The 14,368-nt window shown below is 65.9% G+C and carries 10 protein-coding genes; 6 read left to right on the top strand and 4 right to left on the bottom strand.

The annotated features are described in order from the left end of the window. Nucleotides 1–10: 10 nt before the first annotated feature. The 4 genes from AB7Z56_RS38910 to AB7Z56_RS38895 all read left to right on the top strand — a co-directional run bounded on the left by AB7Z56_RS38910 (nt 11) and on the right by AB7Z56_RS38895 (nt 3,378). Complete coding sequence (locus AB7Z56_RS38910; protein WP_063985708.1) at nt 11–988, top strand: ABC transporter substrate-binding protein; 978 nt, start codon at nt 11–13, stop codon at nt 986–988. A 106-nt stretch (nt 989–1,094) separates the two neighbouring features. Beyond that, a complete protein-coding gene (locus AB7Z56_RS38905; RefSeq protein WP_245328496.1) occupies nt 1,095–1,622 on the top strand; it encodes a hypothetical protein in 528 nt (175 codons plus the stop codon). A gap of 195 nt (nt 1,623–1,817) precedes the next feature. Further along, nucleotides 1,818–2,822: an SPFH domain-containing protein gene (locus AB7Z56_RS38900; RefSeq protein ID WP_071909416.1), complete on the top strand. Its 1,005-nt coding sequence runs from the start codon at nt 1,818–1,820 to the stop codon at nt 2,820–2,822. Nucleotides 2,823–2,934: 112 nt separating this feature from the next. Next, on the top strand, nt 2,935–3,378 hold the full coding sequence (locus AB7Z56_RS38895; RefSeq protein ID WP_063985705.1) for an NfeD family protein: 444 nt from the start codon (nt 2,935–2,937) through the stop codon (nt 3,376–3,378). Between the two features lie 183 nt (nt 3,379–3,561). Here AB7Z56_RS38895 and AB7Z56_RS38890 read toward each other — a convergent pair whose 3' ends face one another. Continuing rightward, complete coding sequence (locus AB7Z56_RS38890) at nt 3,562–3,888, bottom strand: winged helix-turn-helix transcriptional regulator (RefSeq protein WP_063985704.1); 327 nt, start codon at nt 3,886–3,888, stop codon at nt 3,562–3,564. A 72-nt stretch (nt 3,889–3,960) separates the two neighbouring features. Here AB7Z56_RS38890 and AB7Z56_RS38885 point away from each other — a divergent pair, with 72 nt between their 5' ends. Further along, nucleotides 3,961–4,512 carry a carboxymuconolactone decarboxylase family protein gene (locus tag AB7Z56_RS38885; protein ID WP_063985703.1) on the top strand — a complete coding sequence of 184 codons (552 nt, stop codon included), beginning with the start codon at nt 3,961–3,963 and terminating at the stop codon, nt 4,510–4,512. Between the two features lie 163 nt (nt 4,513–4,675). Here AB7Z56_RS38885 and AB7Z56_RS38880 read toward each other — a convergent pair whose 3' ends face one another. Next, nucleotides 4,676–5,683: a KpsF/GutQ family sugar-phosphate isomerase gene (locus AB7Z56_RS38880; RefSeq protein WP_063985702.1), complete on the bottom strand. Its 1,008-nt coding sequence runs from the start codon at nt 5,681–5,683 to the stop codon at nt 4,676–4,678. 190 nt (nt 5,684–5,873) lie between these two features. Here AB7Z56_RS38880 and AB7Z56_RS38875 point away from each other — a divergent pair, with 190 nt between their 5' ends. Beyond that, the gene (locus AB7Z56_RS38875) at nt 5,874–7,616 is read left to right on the top strand and encodes an outer membrane beta-barrel protein (RefSeq protein WP_231143655.1); all 1,743 of its coding nucleotides are present in this window, start codon (nt 5,874–5,876) and stop codon (nt 7,614–7,616) included. 206 nt (nt 7,617–7,822) lie between these two features. On the opposite strand, the gene AB7Z56_RS38870 is transcribed toward AB7Z56_RS38875, so the two are convergent. After that, complete coding sequence (locus tag AB7Z56_RS38870) at nt 7,823–9,274, bottom strand: glutamate synthase subunit beta (protein ID WP_063985701.1); 1,452 nt, start codon at nt 9,272–9,274, stop codon at nt 7,823–7,825. A gap of 163 nt (nt 9,275–9,437) precedes the next feature. Then, nucleotides 9,438–14,171 (bottom strand): glutamate synthase large subunit, encoded by a 4,734-nt coding sequence (gene gltB, locus AB7Z56_RS38865; protein ID WP_441256775.1) that lies wholly within the window; start codon nt 14,169–14,171, stop codon nt 9,438–9,440. Nucleotides 14,172–14,368: the final 197 nt, after the last annotated feature.

Below are 14,368 nucleotides of genomic sequence, written 5' to 3'. Positions count from 1 at the left end.
GGCGTGTCCCATGAACCGCCGCGAGACTTTGGCGCTTCTTGGGACGATCGCCGCGCTGCCGGCCTCGGTGCTGGCGCAGCAGCCGAACGCGACGCGGCGGCTCGGCGTGCTCTCGGTCACGGCCGCGGATGACGCGATCGGGCAGGCCCGCAGCACGATCCTGGTCGAGACGCTCGCCGCCCATGGCTGGAAGGAGCACGACAACCTCAGGATCGATTGGCGCAGCGGCGCCGGCGACCGGGCACGCATCGCGCGCCTCGCCGACGAACTCGTGGCGCTCAAGCCGGACATCCTGCTCGCGGTCGGCACGCCGTCGGTCGAGGAGCTGCGCCAGCGCACCACGACGATTCCGATCGTCTTCGCCGTCGTCACCGATCCCGTCAGCCAGGGCTTTGTCAAAAACCTCGCTCATCCCGGCGGCAACATCACCGGCTTCACCGATTACGACGGCCCGCTCGCCGGCAAATGGCTGGAGATGCTGACGCAGGTCACGCCAAAAGTGTCCCGCGTCTTCGTCGTCTACAATCCTGCCACCGCGCCGTTCGCGCCCCTGATGCTGCGCACGATCGAGGACGCCGCACGGACGCTTCACGTGTCGGTCGAGGCAGCGCCGGTTCACGACGCTGGCTCGATCGCCGCGCTGGCTTCGCGGAAGGACGGCGGCCTGCTGGTGCTGCCTGACTTCTTCACCATGGCCAATCGTGCCCAGCTCCTGGCTGCAATCGGTGAAGCCCGCGTGCCGGCGGTGTTCTGGAGCCGCACCTTCGTCGACGAGGGCGGGCTGATGTCCTACAGCACCGACAGCGCCGAGCAGCTCCGCCGCGCCGCCAACTACATCGATCGCATCCTGAAAGGCGCGCAGGCAGCCGACCTGCCGGTCCAGAACCCCACCAAGTTCGAGCTGGCGATCAACCTGAAGACGGCGAGGGCGCTGGGGCTGACCATGTCGCCCTCGCTGCTTGCGCTCGCCAACACCGTGGTTGAATAGGGGCGCCGAAGCTACCTTCGACTGGTGATTCCGGAATTCCTGGGGCAAAATGACGGTGGGGATGTTGCCGCGAGCGATGCGGCTCGAACGGGGCGGGCGCGATTACATGCGGGGATTGTTGCTTGTAGCTGTCGTGGCCTGCGGACTCGCTGGCTGCAACACGACCGGGGACGTAGCGTCGACCATGTATCCGGAAGCGGTGCGGGCCGGCGGTGCCGTCAAGAGCGATACGGCCATTGTCCTGGTCGCGAACGGCGGCAGCGAGACGATCAACTATCTTCAGTTCGTTCACAACGGTTTTCCCGCGATCAATGCGCGAGGGATCAGCGTTGCTCCGGACGGCTTTGTTGCGATTCCAGTCGCGGTCGGAACGACGGGGCTTGAGCTGCAAAACTATACGACGACGGGGCGCCCGGGCACCTATCTCCCGAATGGCGCGTCGATGGGATTCGTGCCGGTGCATACGCCCAAGATCGATCTTCCCGCCCCCGGACTGTATTACGTTGCGACCGTCTTTCCGGGGCAGCAACGCAGTTTCGAGACAAGGCCGACGGCCGTCCAACTGGCGAAGCTGCGAAAGGAGCGGCCCGAGCTCGCCGCGCTGAAGCCGGTGAATTTTACATGGTCCAACTAGGACACCGGCCGTTGCTAGGTTGCCTCCGTGCCCTTTCAAGGGCTTTCTCACAATACTTATCGGCGATCGTTCCGCCTCCGTACTTCTTGTGGAAATGTCGCTCCGCGCCGACGTGAATGGTGACCGCTGAACCGGTAAGGTCGCGTTCCCGACCAATGACAGCGCGGGAAAGGGCTTTCCCGCCTTGGAGGAAATATGAGCGGTTTCGATGTTTTCGCGATTGTTCTGGTGTTGCTCGTCATCGTCACGCTGGTCGCCGGCGTGAAGACGGTGCCGCAGGGCTATGACTGGACCATCGAGCGGTTCGGCAAATACACCCAGACGCTGAGCCCCGGGCTCAACCTGATCGTGCCCTATTTCGATCGCGTCGGACGCAAGATCAACATGATGGAGCAGGTGATCGACATTCCCGAGCAGGAGGTCATCACCAAGGACAACGCCACCGTGACGGTGGACGGCGTCGCCTTCTACCAGGTGTTCGATGCCGCCAAGGCGAGCTACGAGGTCTCCAACCTGACCCAGGCCATCACCGTCCTGACCATGACCAACATCCGCTCGGTGATGGGCGCGATGGATCTCGACCAGGTGCTGTCGCATCGCGACGAGATCAACGAGCGCCTGCTTCGCGTCGTCGACGCCGCGGTCTCGCCCTGGGGCCTCAAGGTCAACCGCATCGAGATCAAGGACATCGTGCCGCCCGCCGACCTCGTCGAAGCCATGGGCCGGCAGATGAAGGCCGAGCGCGTCAAGCGCGCCGACATTCTGGCCGCCGAAGGCCAGCGCCAGTCCGAGATCCTGCGCGCCGAGGGCGCCAAGCAGGGCCAGATCCTCCAGGCCGAGGGCCGCAAGGAAGCTGCGTTCCGCGACGCCGAGGCTCGCGAACGTTCCGCGGAGGCCGAGGCCAAGGCGACGCAGATGGTCAGCGAAGCGATTTCCAAGGGTGATGTCGCCGCGCTGAACTATTTCATCGCCGACAAGTATATCAAAGCGTTCGGGCAACTGGCCGACTCGCCGAACCAGAAGGTCATCATGCTTCCGGTCGAAGCGATGAGTATGCTGGGCTCGCTCGCCGGCATCGGCGAGATCGCCAAGGCAACGTTCGGCGAAAGCGCGGCGTCCGCGGCCGCTGCCGCCCGCCGCGGCGGCTCGGTGCCGACGACCGGCCCCACGCCGCCGGCGGTGCCGCCGCGACAGGGGTAATCAAAGCGCATGCATTTTCGAAAAGTGCATGCGGCAATTTAAAGCGCATGCCCCGGAAAAGTGGGGACCGGTTTTCCGATCAGGGCATACGCCAGCATAAAGAGGTCGTGTCATGACCGACATGTTCGTATCGCTCGGCACCTGGAATTGGCTGATCTTCGGTTTCATCGTGATGGCGCTGGAGGTGCTGGCGCCGGGCGTATTCCTGTTCTGGCTCGGGCTCGCCGCGCTGCTGGTCGGCCTGATCTCCTTTGCTGTCGCCGTGTCGTGGCAGATCCAGCTGGTGATGTTCGCAATCTTCGCAGCCGCCGCCGTGCCGGTGTGGCGCCGGCTCGCGCGGCCGAAGCTGGACGCAAGCACGAGCCCCTTCCTGAACAAGCGAAGCGAGGCATTGCTCGGCCGCGAGTTCACGCTGGAGAAGCCGATCATCGACGGCAACGGCACCGTGCGCCTCGGCGACACGGTGTGGCGCGTGGCCGGCCCCGATACGCCGGCCGGGACGCGGGTGAAGGTGGTGCAGGTTGACGGTGCAAATTTGACGGTGGCCGCGGCGTAGTTCTCTCTTCCCCTCTCCCCTTGTGGGAGAGGGTGGCTCGCCGCGTAGCGGCGAGACGGGTGAGGGGTCTCTTTCCTCCAACGCTGCGCTATGTTTGCGGAGGCAACCCCTCATCCGGCGCTTCGCGCCACCTTCTCCCACAAGGGGAGAAGGAAGATCGGAGCGTGTGGCTGCGTCCAGATTTTACCTCTTCCACCTCTCCGCAAACCGGTGCAGCGGCATGAACGTCTCGCACAGCTCGCGCCCAAGCGCTGTCAGCCCGTAACCTCCACCGTCGCCCAGCTCCACGAATCCCGCATCGCGCAGCTCCGTCAGCCGCGCTTGCAGCACCGTCGGCGAGGCCTCGTCGCAGGCGGTGCGCAACGCGCGGGAGGTGAGGGCTTGGTCGCGCAATTCCCACAGGATCCGCAGGCTCCAGCGTCGGCCGAGCAGGTCGAGCAGCGCCATGATCGGCCGGCCGGTGCGTGAGCCGCGCACGGTCCGGCTCCCTGATGCTGCCTGTTTCGCCATCCCGGCCCTCTTGCGCGGTGCTACAAATAATGTAGCGTGTTGCTACGATAATTGTAGCAACGGAGACAGCTGATGTCCCAGGCCGCGCCGCGTATCGCCCCGCTCGTCCCGCCTTATCCCCCGGAGATCCAGGCGCAGTTCGACCGCATCATGCGCGGCGCCCCGCCGCTGGCGCTGTTCCGGGTGATGGCGGGCCATACGCGCGCCTGGGACAAGTTCCGCGCCGGCGGCCTGCTCGATCCCGGTCCGCTGTCATTGCGCCAGCGCGAGATCGTGATCGACCGCACCTGCGCGCTGACCGGATGCGAGTATGAATGGGGCGTGCATGTCGCGATCTTCGCCGGGCCGGCGAAGCTCACCGAAGATGAGGTGCATGCGACCGCGCGGGGCGATGCGACGTCACCGTGCTGGTCGCCGGCGGAGCAGGCGCTGATCGCGGCGGTCGATGCGCTGCATCACCGCGCGACGTTGGATGACGCCAAATTCGCCGCGCTGTCGGCGCATTACGACGAGGCCCAGATCCTGGAGATCATGCTGCTGTGCGGCTTCTACCGCACAGTGTCGTACCTGGCGAACGGGCTGAAGCTGCCGCTGGAGGAGAAGGCTGCGCGGTTTCCGGTGTAGCCCCAACCGCCGTCATTGCGAGGAGCGTCTCACCCCCGCCGTCATTCCGGGGCGCGACGAAGTCGCGAGCCCGGAATCCATCGGGCCGCAACCTCGGAGATGAATGGATTCCGGGCTCGCGCCAAGTGGCGCGCCCCGGAATGACGGGTGGAAAGAGCGCGCCCTAAGCCACGCCCGCCCGCAGCAGATCGTGCAGGTGCACGATGCCCACCACCTTGTCCGCTTCGGTCACCACCAGCGTCGTGATCTTGCTTGTGTTCAGCACCTCGATCATCTCGGTGGCGAGCATCGAGGGCGGCACGGTCTTCGGCTGCCTGGTCATGATGTCGTCGACGGATGCCGTCAGGAGATCCGGCCGCATGTGGCGGCGCAGATCGCCGTCGGTGATGATGCCCGCGATCCCGCCGGCATCGTCGACGATGCAGACGCACCCCAGGCCCTTGGCGGACATCTCCATCACCGCGTCCGACATCTTGGTGCCGAGCGGCTTGAGCGGGATCTCCGCGCCCGTGCGCATGTAGTCGCGGACGAATTTCAGCATCGCGCCGAGCTTGCCGCCGGGGTGGAAATGCGCGAACTCCAGCGCGGTGAAGCCGCGGCCTTCGAGCAGCGCGATCGCGATCGCATCGCCGATCGCGACCTGCATCATCGTCGAGGTGGTCGGCGCCAGATTGTGCGGGCAGGCCTCGCGCGCCTTCGGCAGCTCGATCACGATGTCGGCGGCCTGACCCAGCGAGGACGCCGCGTTCGACGTCACCGCGATCATCGGGATCGCGAAGCGCGCCGAATAGTTCACCAGCGTCTTCATCTCCGGCTGCTCGCCGGACCAGGACAGCGCCATGATGACGTCGTCGGCGGTGATCATGCCGAGGTCGCCATGGGCGGCTTCGGCGGTGTGGACGAAGAAGGCCGGCGTGCCGGTCGAGGCCAGCGTCGCCGCGATCTTGCGCGCCATGTGGCCGGACTTGCCGAGGCCGGTGACGATGACGCGGCCCTTGGCGTTGCGGATCAGGTCGACCGCCTTGGCGAAGGTCGCGCCCAGCGGACCGCGCAGGGCGGCGGCGAGCGCGTTGATGCCGCCGCTCTCCGTCTCCAGCGTGCGGAGCGCGGATTCGACGCTGTCGGGAGTAGGGCCGGATGATGGGGTCATCAGCGGTTTCGAGCTCGACATGTTCAGGTCCAGGGAGGAGGGGCGCGCGCCCGTTGGCCCTGCTTAGCATGCCGAGACCGGCGAGGCGACGAGAGCGCCAGGGCCCGAAACGGGTCATTAACCATAATTGTTTTAACTCCATTAACGATGGTTCCCGCTCGCTGGCGGAGGTCGTCGTGAAAGTCTTTGATTTCGTTGGAGTTCTTACATCGTGGGGGCGCCTCCAGGCACGAGCCGGAGCAAACGCGGGCATTTCCTGCGCGCGGCTTTGCCGTGCCTTGCGCTGACCGCCCTCGGAAGCGCGCCGGCGGCCGCCCAGAGCCTCACGCCCGACCTGTTCAATCCCAACCGCGGCGGCTTTGCCGCGCCCGACACGCTGCCGACGCGCCGCACGGCGGGCGTGCCGCAGGCGCCGTTGGATGCGCTCCCGGCGCTGCCCGATCCCAATGCCGATCCGCGCAAGCGCCAGCAGGCGCCGGCGACCTCGCGCGTCGGCCAGGTGCCGACGTACGGCCTGCCGGCCGCCAACGGCGCCAGCGGCTCCGGCTACGACTCGCTCAACCGCAAGCGGCAGCAGCCAAAGCTCTATCCCGGGCAGCCGAGGCCGAAGCGCCCGGTCGGACCCGGCTCGCCGGTGCCGCCGGCAACGCCGGACCGGACGCTAGGGCCGCCGCGCATCGCGCCGCCGCCGTCGGAAACCGCAAACAAGGCGCCGGTGCCGCGGGCGATGGCGGGCACCGTGCCCGGCCAGCCGCTGCGCCGCCGCCTCAAGGCCGACGACGATGCGTTCGGAGCGGTCGGCGACTATGCCGGCAGCTTCCTGATCAAGGGGGGGCTCGAGCTCTCGGCCGGCTACGACACCAATCCGGCGCGCCTGAACAAGCCGGTCGGCTCGCCGGCCTATGTCGTCGCGCCCGATCTTCTCGTGATGTCCGACTGGGAGCGCCACGCGCTGGTCGCCGATCTGCGCGGCTCGTTCTCCGGCTACACCAACAACATGCCGGCGACGATCGACGGCTTCGCCTCGCCGTCGCCGGTCGAGATCGACCGCCCCGACTTCACCGGTCATGTCGACGGTCGTTTTGACGTCAGTCGCGACCTCAAGCTCACCTCGCAGTTCCGGCTGCGGGTCGCGACCGACAATCCCGGCAGCCCGAACGTGCAGGCGGGCCTGCAGAAATATCCGATCTACGCCGCTTACGGCACCACGCTCGGCTTCGACCAGACTTTCAATCGCTTCCAGGTGGCTGCCGGCGCCACCGTCGATCGCACCGCCTACACCGATTCCAAGCTGACCGACGGCTCGACCTTCAGCAACGACGACCGCGACTTCAACCAGTATGGCGGCATCGGTCGTTTCTCCTACGACCTCAAGCCGGGGCTGAAGCCGTTCGTCGAGATCGAAGGCGACAGTCGCGTGCACGACCAGCCCGCCGACCGCAACGGCTATTTCCGCGATTCATCGGGTGGCTACGCCAAGGTCGGCTCGAGCTTCGAGTTCTCGCGCATCCTGATCGGTGAGATCTCGGTCGGCTATACCGCGCGTAACTATGTCGACCCGCGCCTCAGCCAGCTCGCGGGCTTCCTCACCGCGGGCTCGCTGATCTGGAACGCGAGCGGCCTGACCACGGTGAAATTCGCCACCGACACGCAGATCGCGGAGTCCACGGTCCCCGGCTCCTCCGGCGTGCTGGTGCGCACCTACGGGATCGAGGTCGATCACGACTTCCGCCGCTGGCTCACCGCGGTCGGCAAGTTCACCTACGGCACCTACGACTACCAAAACCAGAATCGCAACGACAAAACCTACTCACTCGAAGGCAATCTGATCTACAAGCTCAACCGCAACATCTGGATCAAGGGCACGCTGCGCCACGACATCCTGAACTCGAACCAGCCGGGGTCGAGCTCGCAGGGGACGGTGATGTTGGTGGGGGTGAGGTTGCAGAATTGAGGGCGGCGGTGCGTCGCGTTTGAGCGTATGCGGCCTAGTTCGGCTCCGCTCTCGCCACCTACTCCGCTGTCATGCCCCGGCTTGACCGGGGCATCCAGTACGCCGCGGCCTATCGTTTCGATTACAACTGTCTTTGGAATGCTGGATCGCCCGGTCAAGCCGGGCGATGACACCGTTTGCTAATCTGGCAGCAGAACCAGCCGCGGTTACCGCGGCAGATCTGTCTTCCCCATCAGGAACGTGTCGATCGACCGCGCACACAGCCGGCCCTCGCGGATCGCCCACACCACCAGCGACTGGCCGCGGCGCATGTCGCCGGCGGTGAACACGTTCGGGCGCGAGGTCTGGTAGTCGAGCGTGTTGGCCTTGACGTTGCCGCGCGGGTCGAGATCGACCGAGAGCAGCTTGAGCAGGCCCTCGTGCACGGGATGCACGAAACCCATCGCGAGCAGGATGAGCTCGGCATCGAGCTCGAACTCGGTGCCGGCAATCGGCTTGAACTTGTCGTCGACGCGCACGCAGTGCAGCTTCTTGACTTGGCCGTTCTCGCCGGAAAACTTCTGCGTCAGCACGGCGTATTCGCGGACCGCGCCTTCGGCCTGGCTGGAGGAGGTGCGCATCTTGAGCGGCCAGTTCGGCCAGGTCAGGCCCTTGTTCTCGCGCTCGGGCGGGGCGGGCATGATCTCGAGCTGGGTGACCGAGAGCGCACCCTGGCGCAGCGAGGTGCCGATGCAGTCCGAGCCGGTGTCGCCGCCGCCGATGACGACGACATGCTTGCCGCCGGCCAGGATCTCCTGGACGCCGCCGAGCGGCTCCTCGGAGACGCGGCGGTTCTGCTGCGGCAGGAAGTCCATGGCGTAGTGGATGCCTTGGAGGTCGCGGCCGGGGATCGGCAGGTCGCGCGGGGCTTCTGCGCCGCCGGTCAGCGCGACGGCATCGTAATCGTTGAGCATCTCGCGCGGGTCGACATTGCCGTCAGCGCCGACATGGCTGTTGTAGTGGAAGGTGACGCCTTCGCCTTCCATCTGCTTGACGCGGCGGTCGATGACGCCCTTCTCCATCTTGAAGTCGGGGATGCCGTAGCGCAGCAGGCCGCCGGCCTTGGCGAACTTCTCGAACAGATGCACGTCGTGGCCGGCGCGCGCGAGCTGCTGCGCGCAGGCCATCCCGGCCGGACCCGAGCCGATCACCGCGACCTTCTTGCCGGTCTTGACGGTCGCCACTTCCGGCTTCAGCCAGCCATTGTCCCAGGCGCGGTCGACGATCGCGCATTCGATGGTCTTGATGGTGACGGGGTTGTCGTCGATGTTGAGCGTGCAGGACGCTTCGCACGGCGCCGGGCAGATGCGCCCCGTGAACTCCGGGAAATTGTTGGTCGAGTGCAGGTTGCGCGAGGCCTCTTCCCAATTGCCCTGATAGACGAGGTCGTTGAAGTCGGGGATCTGGTTGTTGACCGGGCAGCCGGGCGTGCCGGGCGCCACCGAGCCCGTGCCGTGGCAATAGGGGATGCCGCAATTCATGCAGCGCGCGGCCTGATCGCGCGTTTCCTTCTCGGTCAAGGGAACGACGAACTCGTTGAAATGCTTCACGCGCTCGGCGACCGGGGTGTACTTGCGGTCATGCCGTTCGATTTCGAGAAAACCCGTGATCTTGCCCATTAAACCCGAAGTCCCTGCCGCTTAAATTCGTCTTCTCTCTAGCCAGACCCTCATCCTGAGGAGCGGCGCACTGGCGCCGCGTCGCGAAGGATGAAAGGCCCCGCTGGTGACCTCATGGTTCGAGACGCAGCTATCGCGCTCCTCACCATGAGGGCTTATCGCTCTACGCGCCGATCGCGATTTTCGGCTCGGCGTCCGCGTTGGCGGCCATTTCGCGCAGCGCGCGCCGGTATTCGACCGGCATCACCTTGCGGAATTTGGGCAGCCAGTCCTTCCAGTTGGCAAGGATGTCGGCGGCGCGCTTGGAGCCGGTCGCTTTGGCATGGCGCGAGATCAGGACGTGCAGGCGCTCGACGTCGGAGTCGAGCAGGTTCTTGAACACGTCGACCCGGCCGTGCGCCTCGAGGTCACCCGAGTGGTTATAGGTGCCGGCGTTGATCAGCTCTTCCGACAGCACCGGCTCGAGCTCGACCATCGACATGTTGCAAAGCTTGTCGAAGTCGCCGGTCTCGTCGAGCACATAGGCGATGCCGCCGGACATGCCGGCCGCGAAGTTGCGCCCGGTCTTGCCGAGCACGACCACGATGCCGCCGGTCATGTATTCACAGCAATGATCGCCGGCGCCTTCGACGACCGCCACCGCACCCGAGTTGCGCACGGCGAAACGCTCGCCGGCGACGCCGCGGAAGTAGCACTCGCCCTGGATGGCGCCATACATCACCGTGTTGCCGACGATGATGCTCTCTTCCGGCACGATGCCGCTGTTGGCGGGGGGCTTGACGATGATCTTGCCACCCGAGAGGCCCTTGCCGACATAGTCGTTGGCTTCGCCTTCGAGCTCGAAGGTGACGCCTTGCGCCAGCCACGCGCCGAATGCCTGGCCGGCGGTGCCCTTGAGCCCGACATGGATCGTGTCGTGCGGCAGGCCGGCATGACCGTAGATCTTGGCGACCGCGCCCGACAGCATCGCACCCGCCGAGCGGTTGGTGCTGTTGATCCTGGCCTCGATCTTCACCGGCGCGCCGCGGTCGAGCGCAGGCGTCGCCTTCTCGATCAGCGTGCGGTCGAGCACCGCCTCCAGATGATGGTTCTGGCGCTCGGAATGATAGATCTTCTGGCCCTTCTCTTCCTTCTGCTTGACGAAGAGCTTCGAGAAATCGAGGCCCTTGGCCTTCCAGTGCGCGACCAGCCTGGTCTGGTCGAGCAGCTGAACCTGGCCGATCATCTCGTTGAAGGTGCGGAAGCCGAGCGATGCCATGATCTCGCGGACTTCCTCGGCGACGAAGAAGAAGTAGTTGATCACGTGCTCGGGCTGGCCGGTGAAGCGCTTGCGCAGGACGGGGTCCTGGGTCGCGACGCCGACCGGGCAGGTGTTGAGGTGGCACTTGCGCATCATGATGCAGCCGACCGCGATCAGCGGCGCGGTGGCGAAGCCGAACTCGTCGGCGCCGAGGAGCGCGCCGATCACGACGTCACGGCCGGTGCGGAACCCGCCGTCGACCTGGACCACGATGCGGCTGCGCAGCCGCTCGCGCACCAAGGTCTGGTGGGTCTCGGCAAGGCCGATCTCCCAGGGCGAGCCGGCATGCTTGATCGAGGTCAGCGGCGAAGCGCCGGTGCCGCCCTCGAAGCCCGCGATGGTGACATGGTCGGCGCGCGCCTTGGCAACGCCGGCGGCGACCGTGCCGACGCCGATCTCGGAGACCAGTTTGACCGAGACGTCGCCCGTCGGGTTGACGTTCTTGAGGTCGTAGATGAGCTGCGCCAGATCCTCGATCGAGTAGATGTCGTGATGCGGCGGCGGCGAGATCAGGCCGACGCCCGGCGTCGAGTGACGGACCTTGGCGATGGTCGCGTCGACCTTGTGGCCGGGCAGCTGGCCGCCTTCGCCGGGCTTGGCACCCTGCGCCATCTTGATCTGCATCATGTCGGAGTTGACGAGATACTCCGTGGTGACGCCGAAGCGGCCCGAGGCGACCTGCTTGATCGCCGAACGCATGGAATCGCCGTTCGGCATCGGCTTGAAGCGGTCGGCTTCCTCGCCGCCTTCGCCGGTGTTCGACTTGCCGCCGATCCGGTTCATGGCGATCGCGAGCGTGGTGTGCGCCTCGCGCGAGATCGAGCCGAAGCTCATCGCACCGGTGGCGAAGCGCTTGACGATGTCCTTGGCCGGCTCGACCTGGTCGATCGGGATCGGCTTGCGCTTCTCCTCGTCCGCGTTCTTGATCCGGAACAGGCCGCGCAGCGTCAACAGCCGCTCCGACTGCTCGTTCAGGATCCTGGCGAAGGCGCGGTAGCGTTCCAGCGAATTGCCGCGGGCGGCGTGCTGGAGCAGCCCGACCGACTCCGCGGTCCAGGCATGGTCCTCGCCGCGGCTGCGATAGGCATATTCGCCGCCGACGTCGAGCGCGGTCTTGTAGACCTGCGCCTCGCCGAACGCGTCGGCATGACGGCGCACCGCTTCTTCCGCGATCTCGGCAAGGCCGACGCCCTCGACACGGGTGTGGGTGCCGGCGAAGAACTTGCCGACGAAGTCCGCCTTGAGGCCGACGGCGTCGAAGATCTGCGCGCCGCAATAGGATTGGTAGGTCGAGATGCCCATCTTGGACATCACCTTGAGCAGGCCCTTGCCGATCGACTTGATGTAGCGCTTGACGATCTCGTAGTCGTCGAGCGAGCCGGGCAGGCGGTCCTTCATCGCGATGATGGTTTCGAACGCCAGATAGGGATTGATCGCTTCGGCGCCGTAGCCGGCCAGGCAGGCGAAGTGATGCACTTCGCGCGGCTCGCCGGATTCGACGACGAGGCCGACCGAGGTGCGCAGTCCGACGCGGATCAGATGATGATGCACGGCGGCGCAGGCCAGCAGTGCCGGGATCGGCACCCGGTCGCTGCCGACCATGCGGTCGGACAGGATGATGATGTTGACGCCCTCGCGGACGGCGGCTTCCGCACGCGCGCAAAGCTCGTCGAGCACCTGGTCCATGCCGGCAGCACCGAGACCGGCGTGGAAGGTGGTGTCGAGCGTGCGCGACTTGAAGTGCGACTCGGCGACGTCGGAGATCGAGCGGATCTTCTCGAGATCCGCATCGGTCAGGATCGGCTGGCGCGCTTCGAGGCGCTTGGTGGTGGCGAGGCCTTGCAGGTCGAACAGGTTGGGCCGCGGTCCGATGATGGAGACGAGGCTCATCACCAGCTCCTCGCGGATCGGGTCGATCGGCGGGTTGGTGACCTGCGCGAAGTTCTGCTTGAAGTAGGTGAACAGCGGCTTGGCCTTGTCCGACAGCGCCGAGATCGGCGTGTCGTTGCCCATCGAGCCCGCGGCTTCCTCGCCGGTGGAGGCCATCGGCGTCATCAGGATGGAGATGTCTTCCTGGCTGTAGCCGAACGCCTGCTGGCGATCGAGCAGCGACAGGTTGGAGCGCACGCCGGTGGTCGGCACCTTCGGCAGCTCTTCCAGCACGATCTGGGTCCGCTCCAGCCACTCCTTGTAGGGATGGCTCCGGGCGAGCTCGGCCTTGATCTCGTCGTCCGGGATCAGGCGGCCCTGCTCGAGGTCGACCAGCAGCATCTTGCCGGGCTGCAGCCGCCACTTGGTGATGATCTGGTCCTCGGGGATCGTCAGCACGCCCATCTCGGACGCCATCACGATGCGGTCGTCTTTGGTCACGAGATAGCGCGCCGGCCGCAATCCGTTGCGGTCGAGCGTCGCGCCGATCTGGCGGCCGTCGGTGAAGGCGATTGCGGCGGGGCCGTCCCACGGCTCCATCAGCGCAGCATGATATTCGTAGAAGGCGCGGCGCTTCTCATCCATCAGGGGATTGCCCGCCCACGCCTCCGGAATCATCATCATGACGGCGTGCGGCAGCGAGTAGCCGCCCTGCACCAGGAATTCGAGCGCGTTGTCGAAGCAGGCGGTGTCCGACTGGCCTTCATAGGAGATCGGCCAGAGCCGGTTGATGTCCTTGCCGTAGAGCTCGGAGCTCACGGAAGCCTGGCGCGCCGCCATCCAGTTGGTGTTGCCGCGCAGCGTGTTGATCTCGCCGTTATGCGCGATCATGCGATAGGGATGCGCCAGCGACCACGCCGGGAAGGTGTTGGTCGAGAAGCGCTGATGCACCAGCGCCAGCGCGCTCTCGAAGTCCGCCTCGTGCAGATCGGGATAGTACTTGCCGAGCTGGTCGGCGAGGAACATGCCCTTGTAGATCACGGTGCGGCACGACATCGAGCAGGGGTAATAGCCCGCGAGGCCGCGGTCGCGGCGCTGGTAGATCGCCTGCGAGATCGACTTGCGCAGGATGTACAGCCGGCGCTCGAAATCGTCCTCGGTCTTGGCGGTGCCGTTGCGGCCGATGAACACCTGCATGCAGGCGGGCTCGGTCGGCTTCACGGTGACGCCGAGCGAGGAATTGTCGGTCGGCACGTCGCGCCAGCCGAGCAGGGTCAGGCCCTCTTCCTTGATCTGGTCGGCGATGATGCTCTTGATGACGTTGCGCCAAGCGGTGTCGCGCGGCATGAACAGCGCGCCGATGGCGTATTCGCCCGGAGCCGGCAACGTGAAGCCGAGCTCCCCGGCCTTGCGGCTGAAGAAGGCGTGCGGGATCTGCACCAGGATGCCGGCGCCGTCACCGGCGCGCGGGTCGGCGCCGACGGCGCCGCGATGCTCGAGGTTGCAGAGGATGCTGAGCGCGTCCGCGACGATCTCGTGGGACTTCTTGCCCTTGATGTTGGCGATGAAGCCGACGCCGCAGGAATCCTTCTCCAGGCTCGGATCGTACAGACCTACAGCCGGCGGGCGCGAATTGTGTTCCTGAATCGGATCAGTCGTTTTCGAGGCGACCGTCGCCGACAGTTCTTCTGCCACGATGTTTGCGCGCTCGAATTGCGACCCGGTCATTGTTCCAATCCTCTCCATGCGGCAAGCTGCCTCACCGCTATCTTCGGCGCACCTTGGGCGTTCCGCGGCACCCGCCTCTGGGTCACCGCTCGTCCGCTGCGAGCCGCATTTTCTTAAATTCAGGCCAAGGCGTTCTTCGTCCCCGAGAACGGCTTTGCCTGTTGCCTTCCTGGCGCTCGAAAGCACCGACTTTCGTT

Source organism: Bradyrhizobium sp. 482_C4_N1_8 (genome assembly GCF_052075965.1).
In the GTDB taxonomy this organism is placed as follows: domain Bacteria; phylum Pseudomonadota; class Alphaproteobacteria; order Rhizobiales; family Xanthobacteraceae; genus Bradyrhizobium; species Bradyrhizobium barranii.
Note: the sequence above shows the minus strand (reverse complement) of the source record. Positions and strands in the feature narration are given on the sequence as shown.

Bases quoted from the DNA above. Each gene is read 5' to 3' on its own strand.
- AB7Z56_RS38910 (WP_063985708.1), top strand. From the start codon at position 11: ATGAACCGCCGCGAGACTTTGGCGCTTCTTGGGACGATCGCCGCGCTG.
- AB7Z56_RS38905 (WP_245328496.1), top strand. From the start codon at position 1,095: ATGCGGGGATTGTTGCTTGTAGCTGTCGTGGCCTGCGGACTCGCTGGC.
- AB7Z56_RS38900 (WP_071909416.1), top strand. From the start codon at position 1,818: ATGAGCGGTTTCGATGTTTTCGCGATTGTTCTGGTGTTGCTCGTCATC.
- AB7Z56_RS38895 (WP_063985705.1), top strand. From the start codon at position 2,935: ATGACCGACATGTTCGTATCGCTCGGCACCTGGAATTGGCTGATCTTC.
- AB7Z56_RS38890 (WP_063985704.1), bottom strand. From the start codon at position 3,888: ATGGCGAAACAGGCAGCATCAGGGAGCCGGACCGTGCGCGGCTCACGC.
- AB7Z56_RS38885 (WP_063985703.1), top strand. From the start codon at position 3,961: ATGTCCCAGGCCGCGCCGCGTATCGCCCCGCTCGTCCCGCCTTATCCC.
- AB7Z56_RS38880 (WP_063985702.1), bottom strand. From the start codon at position 5,683: ATGTCGAGCTCGAAACCGCTGATGACCCCATCATCCGGCCCTACTCCC.
- AB7Z56_RS38870 (WP_063985701.1), bottom strand. From the start codon at position 9,274: ATGGGCAAGATCACGGGTTTTCTCGAAATCGAACGGCATGACCGCAAG.
- gltB (WP_441256775.1), bottom strand. From the start codon at position 14,171: ATGACCGGGTCGCAATTCGAGCGCGCAAACATCGTGGCAGAAGAACTG.